Below are 20,884 nucleotides of genomic sequence, written 5' to 3' on the forward strand. Positions count from 1 at the left end.
CTGCACTTCGCCCTCTTCGCCCTGCACTTATGCGAATGTCCCGAGGGACATGTTACGAGGGACATGCCCTTTCAGGCATGTCCCTCGGGACTCATGCGTGCGCGAACTTCGGCTCGTCGACCAGCGGGATGAACTCGAGCTCGTCGCCGGGCACCCGGGCGAAGCGCTGCTCCTTCCATTCCTGGGCCGCCTGCTTGATGCGGTCCTGCGAGCTCGACACGAAGTTCCACCAGATGTAGCGCGGCTCCTCGAGCGGCTCGCCGCCGATCAGCGCCACCCGCGTCGGCACCGTCGCTGTCAGCGGCTCCACCGCCCCGCGCCTCAGCACCGCCATCGTCCGCGGCGGCACGATCCTGTCGCCGCTGCGCAGCTCGCCCTCGACCACGTACACCGCCCGCTCGGTCGCCGGCGGCAGCTCGAACTTCGCCCCCGGCTCGAGCAGCGCCTCGACGTAGACCAGCGGCGACGCGATCGGCGTCGGCGCGGTGACTCCGTAGGCCGAGCCAGCCAGCACGCGCAGGCGCACGCCGGGGCTCGAGAGCTCGGGGATCGTCTCGGCCGGGTGGTGCGAGAACGCCGGCTCCGACTCCTCGGCCGCGCGCGGCAGCGCGACCCACAGCTGCAGCCCGTGCAGCCTCGGCCCCTGCGCGCGCGACTCCGCGGGCGTGCGCTCCGAATGCACGATCCCCCGACCGGCTGTCATCCAGTTGACCGCGCCAGGCCGGATCGCCTGCAGCGAGCCCACGCTGTCGCGGTGGAGGATCTCGCCGTCGAACAGGTAGGTCACCGTCGCCAGGCCGATGTGCGGGTGCGGCCGCACGTCCATCCCCAGGCCCGCCTCGAGGTGCGCCGGTCCCATGTGATCGAAGAACGCGAACGGGCCGACCATGCGCCGCGCCGGCGCCGGCAGCACGCGACCGACCTCGAACGCGTCGAGCTGCCGGGTGCGCGCCGCGATCTCGAGCTCGATCGCCGTGTCCGTGGATTCGTCTGCTTGCATGGTCACACTCCCGTGGCCCGAAGGTCAGGCCAGCGATTGACGGATCTCCACCGTCGCCGTCGTCATCAACTTGTGGATCGGGCACCGCAGCACGGTCTCGTGCAGCTTGTGCTTGTCGGCGTCGCTGAGCGCGCCCTCGAAGCCGAGCTTGACGTTCAGCACGTAGGTGCCCTGGCGCTCCTGCGAGTCGTCACGCTCGACCTCGACCGTGACGCGCTCGAGCGCGATGCCCCGCGACTTGGCGTAGACGCAGGCGGTCAGGGCCTTGCAAGTCGCCAGCGAGGCGTCGAAAAGGTCGTGCGGGCCAGGGGCCGAGGCCGCGCCGCCGAGCGCGCCGCTCACGTCGGCGTGCAGCGTGTGCGCGTCGATCGACACGACCTGGCGGAATTGCGGGGGGCTCTCGTTCGTCGAGCGGATCGTCATGGGTCTCACTTCTGTTTTACCAGAGAGACCTCGATGTTGATCGTGACCTCGTCGCCGACCATCGCCCCGCCGAGCTCGAGCAGGGCGTTCCATGTGATGCCGAACTCGGAGCGGCGAATCTTGGTCTTGGCCGACGCGCCGATGCGGGTGTTGCCCCACGGGTCGGCGGTCTCGCCGGTGACGTCCTCGACCTTGAGCACGACCTCACGCGTCTGGTCGCGGATCGTCAGGTCGCCGACCAAATCGTAGCCGTCGTCCGTGCGGGTCACGCGCTTGGAGGCGAAGGTCATGGTGGGGAACTTGTCGGCGTCGAAGAAATCGGCGCTGCGCAGGTGGGCGTCGCGCTGCTCCTCGCGGGTGTGGATCGAGCCGATCTCGACGGTGGCGGTGACGCGAGCAGCAGACGGATCCTGCGAGTCGAGCACCACTTCGCCGGCGAACTTCTTGAACTCACCGCGGACGTTGGTAATCATCATGTGGCGGACGCTGAAGCCGACGCTCGAGTGCGAGGGGTCGATGTTCCAGCGGGTGGCGGTGTTCGAGGCAGTCGTCATGGATCCCAGGGTGAGCCCCGCCCGCGCCGACCACTAGCCCTCGCGCGGCGAACCGATTGTTGCTCTCGGGCGAACAATCGCGCGGCGCTGTCCTGACGCGGCGGTCGCTTCGCTAGCGCCCGCGATCGTGCTTCGCGTCGTGGTGAGGCTGCCGGGCCATCGGCGCAGTGCTTACTTTCGTGCTCCGGGCGGTGAGCCTGCGGGGCGACCGGACCGCGACGGGCCTGCTGTCCTGCTTCGCGAATTGCCGACTGCGCCTCGCGGGGGGCCCGGGGAAGGGTCGGTCGCGAGTTCAGCGTCTGCATGCGCGCTCGTGCCTCGCGCTCATGCTGCCTCGTATTCGCGACCGACCCTTCCCCGGACCCCTGGCACGGCTGCAGCCGTGAGGGGCCGACCCGCCGTCGTGGGCTCCGCTGGCGGATGTCCTCCGGGACAGGTTCATGAGCGGGCGTCGGACGGCCAGGGCTGGCCGCCCGACACCCGCCGTCTCGCGTCATTCACGGCGTGTCCTTCTGGCGGCTCGTCGTCACGCTCGAGCGCCCCGTAACGCCGGCAGGATCCCGACACCTGCCGCCTCGCTTCCTCGGGCGACGTCTCACGACGAACGACAGCACGGCCGCGATGCGCATCATCGCGGGAGTCCAGGGACCGCAGGCTCGCACATCAGGTCGTGGCTTTTATTGGGATGTTCACGACGGGGGCGGCGGGCAAGTCGGTGCTGCATCGCCGCAACGCGCCTCGAGCATCCCCGCGTCGACGATGTCGAGGACCTCGCACGGCGGCGACGGCGGCCGGTCTTTCCTCTCACAATGCACCCACTGCCCCATCCGGACGCGTCCCGTCTCGGCGGGCGTGATGTACACGATGGTCTGCCCCTCCTCCTGCCGCGAGGCGATCGCCCGCACGCAATCGATCGGCAACGAGTCGCACGCGTCGCGCCCCATCGCCGTCACCACCGACGCCGCGGCTACAGGGACCACCGGCGCCGCGACCTCATGCACCGCCGGGACCGCGCTAGCGGGCTCTGCCTCGTGCCCCGCGGCAGCTCTCTCGACCGGAGCCCCTGTACACGCAGCCACCATGATGATGATCACCGCAGCCCACATCCCTCGCATCGACCGGTCGTGATTCATCGCGGCTCCCCTCGCGAGCGGGACGGTAGCATCGGCATCGCTCCTGGGCAGACCCAACGCCGGTGCACCTGCGGCTTCATCCCGCGTCTTTCGAATTCAGTGCTCGCGCTCGCCATCCGCCAGCGCGTGCTTACAACCTTCGTCCGCTCACCATCGCCAGCGCGGGGCCTCGACCATCGTCTGCTCGGCGTCCAACCAGCGCAGGACCACGACCTCCGTCCGCTCGTCGTCCCGCCCATGGGGATCACGACCTCCGTCCGCTCGTCGTCTCCCGCCCTTGGGGATCACGACCATCGCCCGCTCGTCATCCCGCCCGTGGCGACCACGACCATCGCCCGCGCGTCATCCCACCAGAGCGGGGCCACCACGCTCTCCGCAGGCGGACGGGAGGCGGCGCAGTGGGACGCAGCCGGGGGCCCCATGCCTCGCGCGGAGACGCCGCGCCGATCTTCGGACTCGCCGATGTTCCCCTCGGCGTCGAGCACGTGGCATGGCAGGTCCGGCGTCGCGACGGGACCCGCTGCGCCGCCTCCCGTCCGCCCCACGACGATCGCCGAGGCCCCGCCCCTCGAAGACAAGACGATCGCCTCGAAGAGCCCGAGACGATCGCCAGAGAAAATCGCCTCGAGGAGCAGCCCCCTCGAGGCAATCGCCCGCTCAGCGCGACAGATACGGGTAGCTCTGCAGCACCCCGAGCAGCCACGACTCGCCGAGCGTCGTCTCGACCGCCAGGTGGCGGTCGCGCAGCCAGCGGATCATCCGCTCCACATCGAAGTCCATCGACGACAGCACGTCTTCGCAGGTCGCGCCCATCTTGATCTCGAACGTGAGGTTCTCGCCGAGCTCCACGCGTTCGCTGCCTGGAAGGACCATGTCGTCGTCCGGGTTGCGGAGGATCACCTCGTGGCAGCGGGCGAACAGGTTGTGCACGTTGCCCAGGCTGTCCTGGTACGCCCCCGTCATGAAGAACCCCAGGTAGTACTTCTCGTCCGAACCGCGGCGCTGCTCGTGCAGCGGCAGGTACGGCATGTTCTCGTCGGGGTGGGCGAACGTCTCCACGCAGCCGTCGCTGTCGCACGTGATGTCGACGATCTGCGCGTTGATGGTCGGCTTCTCGCCGTGGCGGGACAGCGGCGCCGCGGGGAACACCTGGTCGATGCTCCACGCGTCGGGGATGCTCTGGAAGATCGAGAAGTTGACCAGGTACTTCTGGTGGGCCTTGCCGAGGAAATCGACGATCTCCTCCGGCGGGTGCTGCATCGCCTCGACGATCTGCTTGACCTTGTTGCGGATCCGTCCGAACAGGCCCTCGGCGCTGGCGCGGTCCTGCAGGCTCAGGTAGCCGCGCGAGAACAGCTGCAGGCACTCGTCGCGGTAGTCGATCGCGTCGTGGAAGTACTCCTCGACGTTCTTGATGTTGAGGCTCTCGAGCGTGTTGCGCAGCTCGTGGACCAGGCGGTGCTCGTCTTCGGCGGGCTCGGGCACCGGCATCAGCTCGCCCTGGACCTCGCGCAGGTCGGCGATCGTCACCGCGTGGTTGGCCACCACCACGCGGCCTGACTCCGTCAGCAGCGTCGGCTGGCGGGCCCCCACCTCGCGGCAGGCCTCGATCACCTCGAACACCACCTGCGACGCGTACTCCTCGAGCGAGTAGTTGGCCGACGACGGGTACGACGTGCGCGAGCCGTCGTAGTCGACGCCGATGCCGCCGCCGAGGTCGAGGTAGCGCAGCCGCGGCGCCAGCTGCTGCATCTCGGCGTAGATGCGCGCGCCCTCGCGGACCGCCGTCTTGATGCGCTTGATCTGGGTGATCTGCGAGCCGATGTGGAAGTGCAGCAGCGACAGCTGCTCGACCATGCCGGCGGCCGTCAGCTCGCGCACCACGCCAAGCAGCTCATTGGTCGTCAGGCCGAACTTGCTGCTCTCGCCGCCCGAGCTCTGCCAGCGGCCGCTGCCGCGGCTGTACAGCTTGGCGCGCATGCCGACCTCGGGCTTCGCCGTCCAGTCCTGCTCCTGATAGACGTCGAGGTAGCGCCGGACCTCGCGCGTCGACTCGAGCACGATGATCACGTGGTGCCCGAGCTCGGCCGCGTGGAACGCCATGCGCATGAACTCGCGGTCCTTGTAGCCGTTGCAGACCAGCAGCGAGCCCTTGAGCGGCGGCTGGGCCATCGCCAGCAGCAGCTCCGGCTTCGAGCCGGCCTCGAGCCCGTAGTTGAACTTCTCGCGGGCCTTGACCACCGTGTCGACCACGCTGCGGCGCTGGTTGACCTTGAGCGGGTACACGCCGATGTGCTTGCCCTCGTAGCTGTTGTCGGCGATCGCCTTGGCGAACCCGTCCTTCAGCGTCCCCATCTGGTTCTCGATCATCGTCGGGAAGCGGACCACGTAGGGCGTGCGGATGCCGCGGCGCGCCAGCTCCTGCGACAGCGCGTACAGGTCGACCGCCGGCGAGTTCGGGGCCGCGAACACCAGGTGGCCCTCGCCGTTGGAGCGGATGAACGCGCTGCCCCAGCGGTTGATGCCGTAGCGTTTGAACGACGTCTCGACCGCGAGCGCGAGCGCCTGCGCCGAGCGCTTGCTCGCGTCGGGCTCGAGACCCGCCGGCACCTCGACCGCCACCGGCGCCGCCGGCTTGACCACATCTGCTTCCGTCGTCTGGCTCATCTCGCCGGGGATGATGGGTGCGCATCGGCCCCGGCCGCAAGGCCCTCCCGGCGATCTCCCGCGGCCGGCGCCGGTGTCGGCCGTGCGGAGCCCGGAATTACGGGCGAGCGGGCCCCACGGACCCCGCCGGCCCGAGCCGCGAGGGCCACCGTTCGCGCCGGTCGCGGCGGGCGGGCCTCGCACCGCCCGCCGCTCGTCGCCCCGGTTGCTCGCCCGCGCCTCTGCTATCCTCCCGCCCCGCGCCCGCAGGGCGCCCCAGGAGTCGTCACGGCATGGCCTCGTATCAGTACATCTACACCATGAAGGACCTGCGCAAGGTCTACCCCGGCGGCAAGGAAGTGCTCAAGAGCATCTGGCTCAGCTTCCTTCCCGGCGCGAAGATCGGCGTGCTCGGCCTCAACGGCTCCGGCAAGTCGACCCTCCTCAAGATCATGGCCGGCGTCGACAAGGAGTTCATCGGCGAGGCCTGGAGCGCCGAGGGCGTCTCGGTCGGCTACCTGCCGCAGGAGCCCGCGCTCGACCCCAAGAAGGACGTCAAGGGCAACATCGAGGAGGCCGTCGCCGGCATGATGCAGACGCTGGCCCGCTTCGAGGAGGTCAGCAACAAGCTCGGCGAGCCGATGAGCGACGACGAGATGACCCGCCTGCTCGCCGAGCAGGCCGATCTGCAGGACAAGATCGACGCCGGCAACGGCTGGGAGCTCGACCGCACGCTCGAGATCGCCATGGACGCGCTGCGCTGCCCGCCGGGCGACTCGGACGTCACCACCCTGTCGGGCGGCGAGAAGCGCCGGGTGGCCCTGTGCCGCCTGCTGCTGCAGCGCCCCGACCTGCTGCTGCTCGACGAGCCGACCAACCATCTCGACGCCGAGAGCGTCGCCTGGCTCGAGCGATACCTCCAGGACTACCCCGGCACCGTCGTCGCCGTCACCCACGACCGCTACTTCCTCGACAACGTCGCCGGGTGGATCTTGGAGCTCGACCGCGGCTCCGGCATCCCGTGGAAGGGCAACTACTCGTCCTGGCTCGACCAGAAGAAGAAGCGCCTGGCCCAGGAGGAGAAGACCGAGTCCAACCGCCAGCGCACGCTGCAGCGCGAGCTCGATTGGGTGCAGATGAGCCCGCGCGCCCGCCAGGCCAAGAGCAAGGCCCGCGTCAAGGCCTACGAGGAGCTGCTGGCGCAGGCGAGCGACAAGAAGGTCGACACCACCGACCTCGTGATCCCCTTCACCAAGCGCCTCGGCAGCACCGTGGTCGAGTGCAAGGGCATCAGCAAGGCCTACGGCGACCACCTGCTGTTCGAGGACCTGACCTTCACCCTCCCGCGCGGCGGCATCGTCGGCATCATCGGCCCCAACGGCGCCGGCAAGACGACCCTCTTCAAGATGATCACCGGCCAGGAGAAGCCGGACGGCGGCGCCATCAAGGTCGGCGAGACCGTCGACATCGCCTACGTCGACCAGTCGCGCGACGCGCTCGACCCCAACAAGTCGGTGTGGCAGGAGATCTCCGGCGGCCAGGAGATCCTCAGCATCGCCGGTCGCGACGTCAACTCGCGCGCCTACGTCAGCAAGTTCAACTTCAACGGCGCCGACCAGCAGAAGAAGGTCGGCGTGCTGTCGGGCGGCGAGCGCAACCGCGTCCACCTGGCCAAGCTGCTCAAGCGCGGCGGCAACCTGCTGCTGCTCGACGAGCCGACCAACGACCTCGACGTCGACACCCTGCGCCACCTCGAGGAGGCCCTGCTCAGCTTCCCCGGCTGCGCGGTGGTCATCAGCCACGACCGCTGGTTCCTCGACCGCATCGCCACCAACATCCTCACCTTCGAGGGCGACTCGAAGGTCTCCTGGTTCGAGGGCAACTTCGCCGACTACGAGGCCGACAAGAAGAAGCGCCTCGGCGACGACGCCCTCCAGCCGCACCGGATCCGCTACAAGAAGCTGACCCACTGAGCATGCTCTGAAGACCATGCCCGCGAGGACATGTCTTCGCGGGCATGTCCTTTGGGTCACACGGACCCCTCGCTCAGTAGTTCCAGGCCACGCAGTCGGTCGTCGTGCGCACGACGAACTCGGCCAGCGTGCGCAGGTTCCTGGTGAACGTCGCGGTGTCGAGGTAGTCGCCCGGGGTGGCGCCGCTGCGCGGGCCGCCCGGGCCGTAGCTGGTGATCCACCGCTCGTTGTTCACGGCGGCGTCGACGGCCTGCGCCGTGTCGGCGCGCAGCTTCTGGCACGAACGCTTCATCACGGTCGTGTCGCTCGCCAATCGGTCGTACTCGGCGCGCAGCGCCGCCAGCTGCGACGGGCCCTCCCACCCGTAGTTCTGGTAGGTCGGCGGCGCCTGCGAGAAGCGGACCGGATACCCGCCCGGGTTGACGGTGAAGAAGCCGACGTTCGCCGGCGAGGTGTCGTCGAGCTCGATGTAGCGGTGGATCGACGTGTCGTTCGCGTGGTCGACGGTCTCGAGGTACGCGAGCGCGGTCCCCACCGCGGCGCGGTTGGCCGGCACGCCCGGGTCGAGCTGGTAGAGGCGGAGCAGCGCCCACATGACGTCCTGGCTCTCCTGCCCGGCGATCGCCGGCACTTCCCAGCTGCGCGCCCACCGTGGCTGCATCTGGATGTCGTACTGCTGGGCCCAGGCCGGCTGCGGCTGAGGCATCTGCGCGCGGCGCAGGAAATCGCCGTAGGCGGTGAGCATGGCCTGGTAGGTCGTGGCCTGCGCCGGATAGACCTGCCTGGCCCAGTACAGCATCTCGACGAAGGCCGACGCCAGGTTGTCGTTCAACGTCGGGTCGTCCCAGTACTCGTTGCCGTAGGCGTTGGCGTAGCAGTTGGCGAGGCCGCACGCGGTCCCGATCGAGGGCGGATAGCTGGCCTGCAGCGCCGGCCGGGCGGCGACGGGACCGGCGAACCCCTGCGGAAAGCCGCCGTGGGTCGGGTACTGCGAGGTCTCCACGCGCGCGCGGGCGTAGGCCGAGGAGCCGGAGAGCGCCGTATCGGCGAAGCCGAACAGTTGGTCGGTGCGCATCATCGCAACCAGCGCCAGCTGGGTGACCTGGTCGTCGTAGACCGAGAACTTGCAGCCGCCGCAGCTACAGCTCGCCGTGGTGTTGAGGTAGCAGGCCTTGAGCGTCGGCGTCGGCTTGAAGTCCGCGTAGAGGCGCCAGCCGCCCGATTTGACCTGCCCGTGGCGCAACGCCATGGCCGCGTCCTTCGCGTAGGTCTTGAGCGCCGGCGTCGCCGGGTCGGCGAGGGCGGCCTCGACGAACGCGATCGTCACGTCCGCCGTGCCGGGTGACTGGATCATGATCTGATCGTCGTCGAGCTGGATGTCGCCCCAGCGCTCGCTCAGGTTGGTGGCGTTGTGGTGCCACGCGTAGCCGCCGTGCCGGGCGACGTTGTCGTGGAAGAACTTCGCCGCGTTCCGCATGCGCCCGAGCGCCTTGGCCCGCAGCGGCGTCGCGGCGGCCGGCTCCGCCTCACCGATCGCCAGGTTCGGTCGTGAGCCGTCGCGCGCCGGCTCGGCGCCGGTCGAGTCGCTCTCCACTTCGGTGTCCGTCGTTTCGCTCTCCGATTCGGTGCCTGGCGCGTCGCAGGCGAACTGCGAGAGGAGCGGGAAGAGAGCGAGCGTAAGCAGTCTTTTCATGAACGAGATTCTCCTGTTTCAGCGGTCGTGATCGATGGTCCACGCGTGCGGCCTCGCCGAGAACGTCCTGCCGCGCGCGGCCCGGCCCGCCCATCGGAGCGCGCCGGAGCGCGCCGGAGTCGTAACGAAAGACCCACGCCGGGCACGGTCCCCGATCGGCCGGCAACGTTACAAACCACGGCACCGAAGTCGCGACCTCGGTCGACGACGAGCGCGAGCGCGCTCGAGTCCGTCTCTGCATGAGGACGACTCGAGGCTCGCGTCACCGGCTCATGTCACCCGCTTCGCGCGTCGCCGCTCCCTTGCGCGACGCGAATCATTGCTGTCCCTTGGGACATGACCTTCAGACCAGCCGCGGCATCCGCTCCAGCGCCGCCTGGCGCTCGAGCAGCACCGCCGTCAGCACCGCCCGCACCGCCGGCGCGTCGAGCCCGCGCAGGTGGCCGAGCAGGTGGTCCATGTGGATCTGGAACCCGCAGCGCGTCACCTCGACCGGCGTCAGCGGGCACTGCATCTCGCCGCGGTGGAGCAGCGCCAAAAACCGCTTGAGGTCCTCGGTGGGCACACGGACGAGCGCGTTCTGCAGCATCGCCGGGGGCATAGCCCCTCGCCCGCCTGCGGGCAAGCGCGGGCGCCTCGCGCGTCGCGCTCGCCCGGGCCCGCCGACGCCCTCGCGCGCCGCACGGGCCGCGCTCGCTCACGAAGCCGGCGACGTGCTCACCGGCATCCGACCTCGCCACGACGGTCCGTCGCGCCCGGCCGCCTCAGCCTTCCGGCGGCGGGTCCGGCAGGCGGAACGACCTTATGAAATCTTCGCCCGCGCTGTGACAGCCGACGCACACGTCGGGTCGGCCGGAGAAGCGCGGCTGGTCGCTCGAGCCGTCGTACTGCTCCCACGCCCACACGCCGGCCTGCTTCTGCATCACCGCGACCTGGACCAGCGACCCGCCCTCGGCCGCGTCGTAGCCGGCCAGGACCACCATCGCGTCCTCGGACCAGGCCAGCAGCCCCTCGGGCAGCACCATCGCCAGGTCGGCGACCACCACGTCGTTGATGTAGATGTCGACGAACCCGCCGTGCGGCGCGACCACCGGCTGGCGCTTCTCACGGTTCTTCGGCCGGGCCCACATCGTGTAATCGCCGGCCTCGGCCAGCAGCGTCGGCGCCTCGGACACCGGCTGCAGCGGCTCCTCGCAGCCCGCGGGCAGGGCCCCGAGGGCGACGGCGGCGATCGCGGCGCGGCGGCGCATCGACATCGTCGACACCATAACACCCTTTGCGGCTACGATCCGCGCCCCCGTGCCGAGAAACCCCATCACCGCCCGCGCCCTGGCCGTTCAGACCCTCCGGCAGATCGATCAACGCCGCGGCTTCAGCAACCGGATCCTGGCCGAGCAGTTCGAGCGTCACCCGGACCTCGAGCGGCGCGAGCGCGGCCTCACCACCAACCTCGTGTACGGCGTGCTGCGCCACCGCGGCCGCCTCGACGCGCTGATCGACGCCGTCGCCGTGCGCCCGAAGAACCTCAGCGCCCGCGCGCGAGAGATCGCCCGCGTCGCCGTGTTCGAGCTGCGCGAGCTGCAGCACCCGCCGCACGCCGCGATCTCGCAGGCCCTCGGCCTCGCCACCGCGCTCGACCCGAGCGGCGGCCTGGCCCGCCCGCTGCACGCCATCCTCTCCGCCATCGACCGCGAAGGCGCCGCCGCCGACGCCCGCCTCGCCGCCGGCAAGCCGCTCGACGTGCTCGCCGATCGCTGGTCGATCCCCCGCTGGCTCGCGGGCCGCTGGATCGCCAACCTCGGCCCCGACCTCGCCCTCGCCCGCGCCCGCGCCCTCGCCGAGCCGCCCGCCGTCGAGCTGCGCGTCGACCTGTCCCGAACGACAGCCGACGACGTCGCCGCGGCCCTGCGCGAGGCCGAGCCGAAGGCCCTCGTCGAGCCGATCGCCGACCAGCCGCAGGCCCTGCGGGTGCGCAGCGGCGGCGAGCTGGTCCGCCACCCGCTGCACGAGCGCGGCCTGTTCTCGGTCCAGGCCCTCGGGGCGCAGCGCGCCGCCCTGACTCTTGCGCCATGTCCTGAAGAACATGTCCTGGACGCCTGCGCCGGCATGGGCACCAAGTCGCTGCAGCTGGCCGAGCTGATGGGCCGCCGCGGCCGTCTGGTCGCCGCCGACGCCAGCGAGCTCCGGCTCGGCGAGCACGCCGCCCTGCGCCGCCGCGGCGGGCTCGACGTCGAGGGCCTCGAATTCACCTCGGTGATCGCCGACCTCGCCGCCGATGAGCCGCAGCCCGGCGTCGACGACTCGACCTACGACGCCGTCCTGCTCGACGCCCCCTGCACCGGCCTCGGCAACCTGGCCCGCCACCCCGAGCTGCGCGGCACCGTGCAGTTCGCGGACATCGCCGTCTGCGCCGCCCTCCAGCGCCGCCTGCTCGACCGCAGCCGCGCCCGCGTGCGCCCCGGCGGCCGCCTGGTCTACGCCGTCTGCAGCCTCGAGCCCGAGGAGGGCCCGCGCCTGGTCCGCGCCGCGTGCGACGCCGGCAGCTTCACGCTCGAGCACGAGGAGACCTGGACGCCCGAGGCCCACCAGACCGACGGCTTCTACCTGGCCCGCCTGCGCCCGAGCTGAGCCTTATCCTCAGGACATGTTCTAAAAGGCATGTCCTGAAGGTCAGACGGCGCGTACCCTCACGCCTCCAGCAGTGCATCGATCGGCGCCGCGGCTCGGAGGGCAACTCCGGGCCTCGCAGCCGTTGGAGCGCATCGATCTTTGCCGGGCTCCTGGAGGGCAACTCCGGGCCCCGCAGCCGTTCAGTGTATCGATTGGCGCCGCGCTCCTGGAGGCCCACTCCAGGCCCCGCAGCCGTTCCGTGCATCCATCTGTGCCGCGCGACTCCGGGCCGGTGCGCCGGGGCCCGCTCGCACGTTCGCGCCAGTGGCGCGCTTCTGTGCCGGACATGGCCCCGAGAGCATGCCCTTCGAGACATGCCCTTCGGAACATGTTCGAACGAACACTCAAGTTTCGCTCACGGCTGCGCTCCGGCTCGCTCCGCCGCGCCTGCGTCGAGGTCATCCTTCGCCTCGACGCGCATCGAGTTTTTTCAAGAGCGGCTCGCTGTCAGGGCTGCGCCCCGGGCGACGCCGGGGCGGGTGGGACCCCGCCCATCAGCTGCTGCAGCTTGGCCGCGTTCGGGTCGTCCGCGGGCACCGCGTCGATGAACTTGCGGGCGTGGTGCTGGGCCTCGTCCTTCACCCCCGCTTCCCACGTCAGCACCGCCAGGTTGAAGCGGGCCGGGTTGTAGCTCGGATCGGCCTTGAGCGCCGCCAGGTAGCGGCTGCGGGCGTCGTTGTACTTGCCGCGCTTTTGGGCCACGAGGCCCAGGTTGTAAAGCACCAGCGCATCGCCGGCGTCGCTGGCGAGCGGCTCCAGCAGGCGGGTCGCCTCGTCGAGATCGTCGCGGAGGATCGCCAGCTTGGCCGCGAGCAGCTTGGCGTCGCGGCCGGCACCGGCGGCGATCGCCTGCTCGGCGGCGAGCCGCGCCTCCTCGTGGCGCCCGGCGGCCTCGAGCTCGAGCGCCTCGAGGTACTTCTTCTCGGCCTCCGGCGACGCGGCCGGGGCCTCGGCGCTCGGGCGGTCAGGCGGGGCAGCCGGCGAAGAGCCGTCGCAGGCCACGGGTAGCGCGAGCAGGAGCGGGAGCAAGGCACGGCGCAGGCACGAAATCATCAAGGACCTCGGTCGACCTCGCAGTCGTAGCATAGTTCCGCCGCCGACGTCCTCTGCGCGTCGCGGCGCCCCCTCCGCCGCGCCACCGTATCCCGCCGGTCCGCCGCGCGCCGCCGCTCTCACATGTCCCGAAGGACATACGCCTGCACGCGCGCATGTCTCTCGGGACATCCGCGCCGCAGGCCCGTGCAGCGGCCGACGCACCCGCCTCGCGCGAACCTGGCGCTTGTGGTCTCGCTGCCAATCGTGATAGCTTGGGCTCCGATCGACGTGGGTCGATCACCGCGTCCCTCGCTGTGGACGTCGCTCTTCGGAACTGGGGGTGATCATGCGCCGAACCGCGCCTATGCGCCGGTATGGGGCTGTCTTGGGGCTATTGTCGATCGTTGGATTCGCGGGCGGGTGTGCCGACGACACCACCGCCGGCACCCTCTCCATTAGTGGTACCGACGGCACCGCCACGACTGGCGACCCGCCGACGTCCACCGATTCGCCGACGTCTCCGGCCACCACCGACACCCCCACGACCACCGTTTCGACGACCACCACCGATTCGACGACCACCGAAGGCCCCACCACCACCGAGGGGCCCACGACCACCGATTCGGCGACCACGACCACCACCGACACGACGACGAGCACGACGACCACGACGACCACGACGACCACCGATACCGACACGACCACAGGCGATCCCGTCGTCGGCCGCTCCATCACCCAGACCGTCAACAGCGGCACCGTCGCCTCCAGCCCCAACTTCCGCATGGTCTTCACGCTGGGTCAGCCGACCCAGAACCAGGGCATCTACTCTTCCGCCAACTTTCGCCTCCAGGGCGGCCTCATCGGCGCCAACGGGAACCCGCCATGATCTCGACACGACGCAACCGGAAGAAGCAGTGGTGGCTCGGCGCGGCGCTCGCCTCCGCGTGGCTGCTCCCCCTCGACGCCAGCGCCCTCGCCGTCCCCGCCCTCGTCACTCACCAGGGTCGCCTCTTCGACGCCAATGGTGGCCCCGTCGACGGCACCCAGGACATCACCTTCGCCATCTACGACGCCGAGCTCGCCGGCAACGAGATCTGGGCCGAGACCATCAGCGTCACCTTCGAAGAGGGCTTCTTCTCCGTCCGCCTCGGCGAGCAGCTCGTACTCGACGAGCTCGTCTTCGACGGCAGCACTCGCTGGCTCGGCATCACCGTCGGCGCCGACCCGGAGATGACCCCTCGCGCCGCCGTCGTCAGCGTCCCCTATGCCATGTTCGCCGGGGACGTCCGCGGCGAGATCAACCCCCTCAGTGTCAACATTCAGGGCTTCGGTCAGGTCATCAACGAGAACGGCCAATGGGTCGGCGATCCTTCAGGATTGATCGGTCCCGCCGGCCCGCCCGGACCTGCCGGTCCCGCTGGCGCCGAGGGTCCCGCCGGACCTGCGGGCGCTGAAGGCCCTGCCGGCCCCGCCGGTGCGGCCGGTCCTGCCGGCGCCGAGGGCCCTGCCGGTCCTGCTGGCGCCGAAGGCCCTGCCGGTCCCGCCGGTCCTGCGGGCCCTGCCGGCCCCGAAGGCCCCGCCGGCCCCGCTGGCGGCGACGGTCAGGTCGGCCCTGCCGGCCCCGCCGGTCCGGCAGGTCCTGCTGGCGCCGAGGGTCCGCAGGGTGCCCAGGGTGCCCAAGGCCCGCAAGGCGACATCGGCCCGGTCGGTCCCCAGGGCCCGCAGGGCGACCTCGGTCCCGTCGGTCCCGCCGGTCCGCAAGGTGACATCGGCCCTGCAGGCCCCGCTGGCCCCGCCGGTCCGCAGGGCGACCTCGGCCCCGCCGGCCCCGCCGGTCCGCAGGGCGACCTCGGCCCGGCCGGCCCCGCCGGTCCCCAGGGCGACCTCGGCCCCGCCGGCCCCGCCGGTCCGCAAGGCGACCTCGGTCCCGCTGGCCCCGCCGGCCCCGCCGGTCCCGCCGGTCCCGCGGGCCCGTCGGGTTCGCCGGGCGAGCCGGGTCCTGCGGGTCCCGCCGGCCCCGCTGGTCCCGCCGGTCCCGCTGGCCAGCAGGGCACCCAGGGCGATCCAGGCCCGGCTGGCCCCGCCGGTCAGGTCGGTCCCGCCGGCCCCGCCGGCCCCGCTGGCCCCGCCGGTCAGGTCGGCCCCGCCGGCCCCGCTGGCCCCGCCGGTCAGGTCGGCCCGATCGGCCCCGCCGGCCCCGCCGGCCCCTCCGGCCCGCAAGGCGGCGTCGGTCCGATGGGCCCCGCCGGTCCTGCCGGCGCGATCGGACCCCAGGGCCCCGCGGGTCCTGCCGGCGCTGCCGGTCCCGCTGGCCCCGCCGGCGCGGTCGGTCCCCAGGGCCCGCAAGGTCCGCAGGGTCCGCAGGGCGTGCCCGGTCCGACCAGCGTGCCCGCGTGCCCCGGGAGCCCCTACGCCGATCAGATCACCTCGGTGAACACGGTCCGCTCGCTGCTCTGCGTGTACCACGAGAACTTCGGCAAGAACTGGAACGGCTCGGCGAGCGATTGTTACACCTTCTATGATGGGGCGCATCTGTGCCGCCACGAGGAGATCCGCCGCGCCTGCATCGCCGGCAACGGGTTCGCGCCGATCAACAATTCGTGGCTGGCCGACCGGATCGACGACGACGACGCGCTGCACACCAACAGCACCGACTGCAACAACTTCGACGGCCAGGACGGTTACAACGCCGGCAAGACCGGCAAGTACTGCTGCTCCGAATGGCCCAAGTACTGAGCCTCGCGCTGCTCCGGCCGATGGATCGACCATGACCTCGAGAGCAGACATCGTCGCCCGCAGCGGTCGCAAGATCGCCGCCGCCCTGGCCGGCAGCCTCGTCCTCCTGCTCGGCAGCGGGTATCTGCTGTCCCGCGGTGAACCACCGCCGCAGCAGCTCCCCGCCGCCGGACCCGAGCTCGCGGTCGCGCTCGGCGTGCCGGCGGCCGACGCCGATTCGGCGCGCCGGCATTTCGACGATTTCGACCCGCGCCCCGACCACGTCGCCCTCGCGCCGCCGCCGATCGAACCTGTCCCCCGGGACAGTTTGACTGAGGACCGTCAGGCCTGGCTCGCCAACCCGGGCCCGCAGGTCGTGATCGACGGCAGCGGGCAAGCCAAGCTCGAGGCCGCCCGTGCGGCCGCGACCGCCGAGCTGCAAAAAGCCCTCGACGGGCGGGCGCGGGGCCTCCTGCGCGCCTGTGGCGGCAAGAACCCCAATAACTTGTTCGTCCAGGCCACCTTCGGCGCCGACGGCAAGCTGCTCTCGCACGAGTTCGCCGGCCACGGCGACGACGCTGCCGTCCGCGATTGCCTCGCCGCCCAGCCGTTCGCCATGACGATCGCGCCCCCCGGCGCCGAGATGCAGCTCCGCGGCGTGCTCGCCCCGCCCTGACGCCGCGAGCTCGAGTTCAGCGGCTGACCGCTCGCAGCGAGATCGTCAACATGTCCCAAAAGCCAGACCATGCATCCGGCTCGCCGCCGGGGCGGCCGAATGCGCGCTGACCTGCGGGCCCCGACTCTGCACATCGCACCCGCGCGCCTGTGAAGCCGGCGACGCACCTCTGGCGCGAATCTGCGTCTTGTTGGCCTGCGTTCATTCATGATAGCGTCGGTCCGAATCGCCGCGTCGCCCGATGCGGCGTCTGCCTGAACGGGGGTGAGCATGCGCCGAACCGCGCCTACGCGCCGGTGTGGGGCTGTCTTGGGACTATTGTCGATCGTTGGATTCGCGGGCGGCTGTGCCGACGACACCACCGCCGGCACCCTCTCTATTAGTGGTACCGACGGCACCGCCACGACTGGCGACCCGCCGACGTCCACCGATTCGCCGACGTCTCCGGCCACCACCGACACCCCCACCACCACCGTTTCGACGACCACCACCGATTCGACGACCACCGAGGGACCCACCACTACCGAGGGGCCGACGACCACCGATTCGACGACGACGACCACCACCACCGACACGACGACGACCTCGACGACGGACACGACGGACACCGACACGACCACCGGCGATCCGATCGTCGGCCGCTCCATCACCCAGACCGTCAACAGCGGCACCGTCGCCTCCAGCCCCAACTTCCGCATGGTCTTCACTCTGGGTCAGCCGACCCAGAACCAGGGCATCTACTCTTCCGCCAACTTTCGCCTCCAGGGCGGCCTCATCGGCGCCAACGGGAACCCGCCATGATCTCGACGAAGCGTGACCGCATCTTTGGTAAGAAGTGGTGGCTCGGGGCCGTGCTCGCCTCCGCGTGGCTGCTCCCCCTCGACGCCAGCGCCCTCGCCGTCCCCGCCCTCGTCACCCACCAGGGCCGCCTCTTCGACGCCAACGGCGTTCCTGTCGACGGCACCCAGGACATCACCTTCGCCATCTACGACGACGAGCTCGCCGGCAACGAGATCTGGGCCGAGACCATCAGCGTCACCTTCGAAGAGGGCTTCTTCTCCGTCCGCCTCGGCGAGCAGCTCGTCCTCGATGAATTGGTGTTCGACGGCAGCACCCGCTGGCTCGGCATCACCGTCGGCGCCGACCCGGAGATGACCCCTCGCGCCGCCGTCGTCAGCGTCCCCTATGCCATGTTCGCCGGGGACGTCCGCGGCGAGATCAACCCCCTCAGTGTCAACATTCAGGGCTTCGGTCAGGTCATCAACGAGAACGGCCAATGGGTCGGCGATCCTTCAGGATTGATCGGTCCCGCCGGCCCGCCCGGACCCGCCGGTCCCGCTGGCGCCGAGGGTCCCGCCGGACCTGCGGGCGCTGAAGGCCCTGCCGGTCCCGCCGGCGCGGCCGGTCCTGCAGGCGCCGAGGGCCCCGCGGGTCCTGCCGGCGCCGAAGGCCCTGCCGGTCCCGCCGGTCCTGCGGGCCCTGCCGGCCCCGAAGGCCCCGCCGGCCCCGCTGGCGGCGACGGTCAGGTCGGTCCTGCCGGTCCCGCCGGTCCTGCGGGTCCGCAAGGTCCGATGGGTGACTCGGGCCCGGCCGGCCCTGCCGGTCCCCAGGGCCCGATGGGTGCGCTCGGTCCCATGGGCCCGATGGGCCCGCAGGGACCCGCCGGCCCCGTCGGTCCCGCCGGCCCCATCGGTCCCCAGGGCATCAAGGGCGACACCGGCGCTCAGGGTCCGCAAGGCCCGCAGGGCCTGCAAGGTGTCCAGGGTCCGCAGGGCCTCCCTGGCCCGACCAGCGTCGCCGCCTGTCCCAACTACCCGGCCTTCTCGACCTACCAGGTCAACACCGCCACCTCGCTGCTGTGCCTCTACTACGACACCGCCGGCGGCAACCAGAACTGGTACCAGAGCGCCGATCGCTGCCGCACGGCCTACGGCGGCGCCTACCTCTGCACCTACGAACAGGTCCGCCGCGCCTGCGCCACCGGCATGACCCTGCAGCTCAACACCTGGATGGGCGACCGCGTCGACGACGACCGGGGCATCCGCGTCAACGAGAACAACTGCGCCAACTTCGACGAGGACGAGAACTTCGGCACGGCCTTCGGCGCCCGCTACTGCTGCCTGCAGTGGATGAAGTACTGAGAGTCACGCGCGCGACACCGACACCCACGAGCCCCGGCTCACGCCGCCGGCTCGTCGCGGCCCCGGCGAGCTGTCCGAAGCGACAGGTCGCCGCTCCCCGCCGGGCCTCACCCATCGAGGCCGCCGATGAGCGGCCCCGACATGCTCGCCGCCCTCCGCGCGGTCGCGCCTTGCGATCTGCGCACCACGCCTGCGATCGGCATCGACGCCTTCCGGACCCATGGCGCCGACCGCGAGCCCGCGGCCAGGCAGGACGCGCTGTCCTTCGTCGCCGGTTCGGTCTATAGCGGCGTCATCTTCACCCTCGACACCCAGCGCGGAAACATCACCGAGCTCTGCCTCGGCGCCGCCGCCGAGTGAATGCGTGCCGTCATGAACGAACTGCTCCCTTGCGTCGAGGTCGACGCCCAGGTCCCTGCCACCGCCAGCGTCATCTTCCTCCACGGCCTCGGCGCTGACGGCCACGACTTCGAGCCGGCCGTCCCGGTGTTCGGCCTGCCGTGGGCGCGCTTCATCCTCCCGCACGCGCCCGCGCTGCCGGTCACGATCAACGGCGGCTTCGTCATGCCCGCCTGGTACGACATCCGCAGCCTCGGCTTCGACCCGCACGCCGGCCCGCGCGAGGACGAGGCCCACATCCGGGCCAGCGCCGCCGCCATCACCCGCCTCATCGCCCGCGAGAACGCCCGCGGGATCGCCAGCGACCGCATCGTCCTCGGCGGCTTCAGCCAGGGCGGCGCCATGGCCCTCTACACCGGCACCCGCCACCCCGAGACCCTCGCCGGCCTGCTCGTCCTCAGCGCCTACGAGGTCCTGGCCGACCAGCGCGCCGAGCAGCACCGCGCCAACTTCGACACCCCGGCGCTGTTCTGCCACGGCCGCAACGACCCGCTGGTCCCCGTCTTCGCCGGCCGCGCCGCCCACGACGCCGCCATCCGCCCCGGCCGCGACGTCCGCTGGCACGACTACCCCATCCAGCACGAGGTCTCGACCGCCGAGCTCCAGCTGGTCTCCTCCTGGCTGCACGAACGCCTGCCGCAATGACACGACCGAAGGGACATGTCCTTAATTTCAGAACATGTCCCTTCAGACACCCGCCGGCGCTCTCGATAACATGTCCCTTCGGACAGACAGAAGCGCGCCCTCTCTGACAAGAGAGAGCTTGGCAGGGCCCCTCGGGGCGGACGATCGCGCCGGCGCTTTCGAAAACATGTCCCTTCGGACATCTCGAAAGGGACCTCTTCTTCTCTCGCGAGAGAAGAAGACTAGAACCGCAGCAGCAGCGTCGCCCCGCCGATCGTCGGGGCCACCTTCGCGCGGCCTTCCTGCCAGCGGAGGAACGCCTTGCGACGCAGCACCCCGTGCGTGAACAGGCCCCAGCCGATCGCGGTCGCCACCAGCCCGCCGCCGATCAGCGGCACCCCGGCGCGGCGCTCCTCGCCGAACACGTCGGTCGTGCGCGCCGCGATCCCGAGGCCGAACACCACCAGCCCGATCGTCCCGAGCGCCGCGCCGACGATCATGCGCGGGGTCCCGTTGGGCGGCACCCTGTCCGGATCGATCGGCGCCTCGGACACCTCCACGAAGGTCGGCATCTGCCCGTTCGGCGGCCCCCAGCTGTGCTCCGCGCCCGGTAGCGGGCGCTGATAAATCTGCCACGTCCGCGGCTTCGTCCGTCCGGGCTCCCGCGGCGCCTCCACAGCCACCGACCCGCCCGGCGCCGTCGTCGGCGGCACGGTCTCTGCCGCGCGCGTCGGCGACGGCATGGTCTCCGCCGCGCTCGTCGGCGGCCCACCCGGGCCTGTCCCCGCAGCACCCGGCGAGCTCGTCGCAGCACTCGCGCCCGACGTCGGCTCGGGCCCTGCTATCGGAGCCGGCGTCTCCGGAGCGGGCGCCGGGCTCGAATTCGTCGGCGCCGAAGCAGCTCCGCTCGTCGGCTCGGCCGTCGCCGCGCCCGAAGTCGGCGCAGTCGCGACAATCATCGCAGCCGAACCCGACCACGCATGCATCGCCGCCCGCGTCCGCGAATTCGCCCGCCCCTTCGCGCTCTGCTCCGACGATTCTGCTGGCGAACCGAGTTCACGTGCGGTCGTTGCAGATCCCACGTTCATCGGCGCCGCCTGAACCAGCGACGGCATCGCCGTCAGCAACACCGTCAAGCAGATCGCCCGCGAGCGCATGGACCTCATGGAGGGCGCATCCTCGCACATTCGCCCCGCGAAGTC

The 20,884-nt window shown here is 71.0% G+C and carries 20 protein-coding genes; 10 read left to right on the top strand and 10 right to left on the bottom strand.

The features are described 5' to 3' along the window. Positions 1-91: 91 nt before the first annotated feature. The 5 genes from POL25_RS37025 to speA form a co-directional block, all read right to left on the bottom strand. Positions 92-1,000 (bottom strand): pirin family protein, encoded by a 909-nt coding sequence (locus POL25_RS37025; protein ID WP_272091080.1) that lies wholly within the window; start codon positions 998-1,000, stop codon positions 92-94. Positions 1,001-1,024: 24 nt separating this feature from the next. After that, the gene (locus POL25_RS37030) at positions 1,025-1,423 is read right to left on the bottom strand and encodes an OsmC family protein (protein ID WP_272091081.1); all 399 of its coding nucleotides are present in this window, start codon (positions 1,421-1,423) and stop codon (positions 1,025-1,027) included. A 5-nt stretch (positions 1,424-1,428) separates the two neighbouring features. Further along, on the bottom strand, positions 1,429-1,977 hold the full coding sequence (locus POL25_RS37035; protein ID WP_272091082.1) for a YceI family protein: 549 nt from the start codon (positions 1,975-1,977) through the stop codon (positions 1,429-1,431). A 689-nt stretch (positions 1,978-2,666) separates the two neighbouring features. Further along, positions 2,667-3,071 carry a hypothetical protein gene (locus tag POL25_RS37040; protein ID WP_272091083.1) on the bottom strand — a complete coding sequence of 135 codons (405 nt, stop codon included), beginning with the start codon at positions 3,069-3,071 and terminating at the stop codon, positions 2,667-2,669. Between the two features lie 696 nt (positions 3,072-3,767). After that, positions 3,768-5,777: a biosynthetic arginine decarboxylase gene (gene speA, locus POL25_RS37045; RefSeq protein WP_272091084.1), complete on the bottom strand. Its 2,010-nt coding sequence runs from the start codon at positions 5,775-5,777 to the stop codon at positions 3,768-3,770. A gap of 272 nt (positions 5,778-6,049) precedes the next feature. On the opposite strand from speA, the gene ettA reads away from it, so the two are divergent. Further along, a complete protein-coding gene (gene ettA, locus POL25_RS37050) occupies positions 6,050-7,729 on the top strand; it encodes an energy-dependent translational throttle protein EttA (protein WP_272091085.1) in 1,680 nt (559 codons plus the stop codon). Positions 7,730-7,802: 73 nt separating this feature from the next. On the opposite strand, the gene POL25_RS37055 is transcribed toward ettA, so the two are convergent. The 3 genes from POL25_RS37055 to POL25_RS37065 form a co-directional block, all read right to left on the bottom strand. Beyond that, entirely contained in the window at positions 7,803-9,422 is a 1,620-nt protein-coding gene (locus tag POL25_RS37055; RefSeq protein ID WP_272091086.1) for a pectate lyase, read from the bottom strand. Between the two features lie 343 nt (positions 9,423-9,765). Beyond that, a complete protein-coding gene (locus POL25_RS37060) occupies positions 9,766-10,011 on the bottom strand; it encodes a hypothetical protein (RefSeq protein ID WP_272091087.1) in 246 nt (81 codons plus the stop codon). A gap of 175 nt (positions 10,012-10,186) precedes the next feature. Further along, positions 10,187-10,678, bottom strand: coding sequence for a hypothetical protein (locus POL25_RS37065; RefSeq protein ID WP_272091088.1), 492 nt, complete (start codon positions 10,676-10,678; stop codon positions 10,187-10,189). A 43-nt stretch (positions 10,679-10,721) separates the two neighbouring features. On the opposite strand from POL25_RS37065, the gene POL25_RS37070 reads away from it, so the two are divergent. Continuing rightward, a complete protein-coding gene (locus POL25_RS37070) occupies positions 10,722-12,050 on the top strand; it encodes a transcription antitermination factor NusB (RefSeq protein ID WP_272091089.1) in 1,329 nt (442 codons plus the stop codon). A gap of 489 nt (positions 12,051-12,539) precedes the next feature. Here POL25_RS37070 and POL25_RS37075 read toward each other — a convergent pair whose 3' ends face one another. Beyond that, positions 12,540-13,121 (bottom strand): tetratricopeptide repeat protein, encoded by a 582-nt coding sequence (locus POL25_RS37075; RefSeq protein ID WP_272091090.1) that lies wholly within the window; start codon positions 13,119-13,121, stop codon positions 12,540-12,542. A 352-nt stretch (positions 13,122-13,473) separates the two neighbouring features. Between POL25_RS37075 and POL25_RS37080 the strand changes: the two genes are divergently transcribed. The 7 genes from POL25_RS37080 to POL25_RS37110 all read left to right on the top strand — a co-directional run bounded on the left by POL25_RS37080 (position 13,474) and on the right by POL25_RS37110 (position 19,703). Beyond that, the gene (locus POL25_RS37080; protein WP_506417454.1) at positions 13,474-14,013 is read left to right on the top strand and encodes a COA_001 N-terminal-type choice-of-anchor domain-containing protein; all 540 of its coding nucleotides are present in this window, start codon (positions 13,474-13,476) and stop codon (positions 14,011-14,013) included. After that, on the top strand, positions 14,010-15,863 hold the full coding sequence (locus POL25_RS37085) for a DUF8740 domain-containing protein (RefSeq protein WP_272091092.1): 1,854 nt from the start codon (positions 14,010-14,012) through the stop codon (positions 15,861-15,863). The genes POL25_RS37080 and POL25_RS37085 overlap by 4 nt, the downstream gene beginning before the upstream one ends. A gap of 31 nt (positions 15,864-15,894) precedes the next feature. Continuing rightward, positions 15,895-16,518 (top strand): hypothetical protein, encoded by a 624-nt coding sequence (locus tag POL25_RS37090; RefSeq protein WP_272091093.1) that lies wholly within the window; start codon positions 15,895-15,897, stop codon positions 16,516-16,518. 270 nt (positions 16,519-16,788) lie between these two features. Beyond that, positions 16,789-17,319: a COA_001 N-terminal-type choice-of-anchor domain-containing protein gene (locus tag POL25_RS37095; RefSeq protein ID WP_506417455.1), complete on the top strand. Its 531-nt coding sequence runs from the start codon at positions 16,789-16,791 to the stop codon at positions 17,317-17,319. After that, a complete protein-coding gene (locus POL25_RS37100; RefSeq protein WP_272091095.1) occupies positions 17,316-18,659 on the top strand; it encodes a DUF8740 domain-containing protein in 1,344 nt (447 codons plus the stop codon). Before POL25_RS37095 ends, POL25_RS37100 begins: the two co-directional genes overlap by 4 nt. A 141-nt stretch (positions 18,660-18,800) precedes the next feature. Next, positions 18,801-19,019 carry a hypothetical protein gene (locus POL25_RS37105; RefSeq protein WP_272091096.1) on the top strand — a complete coding sequence of 73 codons (219 nt, stop codon included), beginning with the start codon at positions 18,801-18,803 and terminating at the stop codon, positions 19,017-19,019. Positions 19,020-19,031: 12 nt separating this feature from the next. Next, complete coding sequence (locus tag POL25_RS37110; RefSeq protein ID WP_272091097.1) at positions 19,032-19,703, top strand: alpha/beta hydrolase; 672 nt, start codon at positions 19,032-19,034, stop codon at positions 19,701-19,703. 221 nt (positions 19,704-19,924) lie between these two features. Here POL25_RS37110 and POL25_RS37115 read toward each other — a convergent pair whose 3' ends face one another. Further along, positions 19,925-20,425 carry a hypothetical protein gene (locus POL25_RS37115; RefSeq protein ID WP_272091098.1) on the bottom strand — a complete coding sequence of 167 codons (501 nt, stop codon included), beginning with the start codon at positions 20,423-20,425 and terminating at the stop codon, positions 19,925-19,927. Between POL25_RS37115 and POL25_RS37120 the strand changes: the two genes are divergently transcribed. Further along, a complete protein-coding gene (locus POL25_RS37120) occupies positions 20,424-20,783 on the top strand; it encodes a hypothetical protein (RefSeq protein WP_272091099.1) in 360 nt (119 codons plus the stop codon). The genes POL25_RS37115 and POL25_RS37120 overlap by 2 nt on opposite strands. Positions 20,784-20,884 lie beyond the last annotated feature (101 nt).

The organism is Nannocystis bainbridge, from assembly GCF_028368995.1.
Lineage (GTDB): Bacteria > Myxococcota_A > Polyangia > Nannocystales > Nannocystaceae > Nannocystis > Nannocystis bainbridge.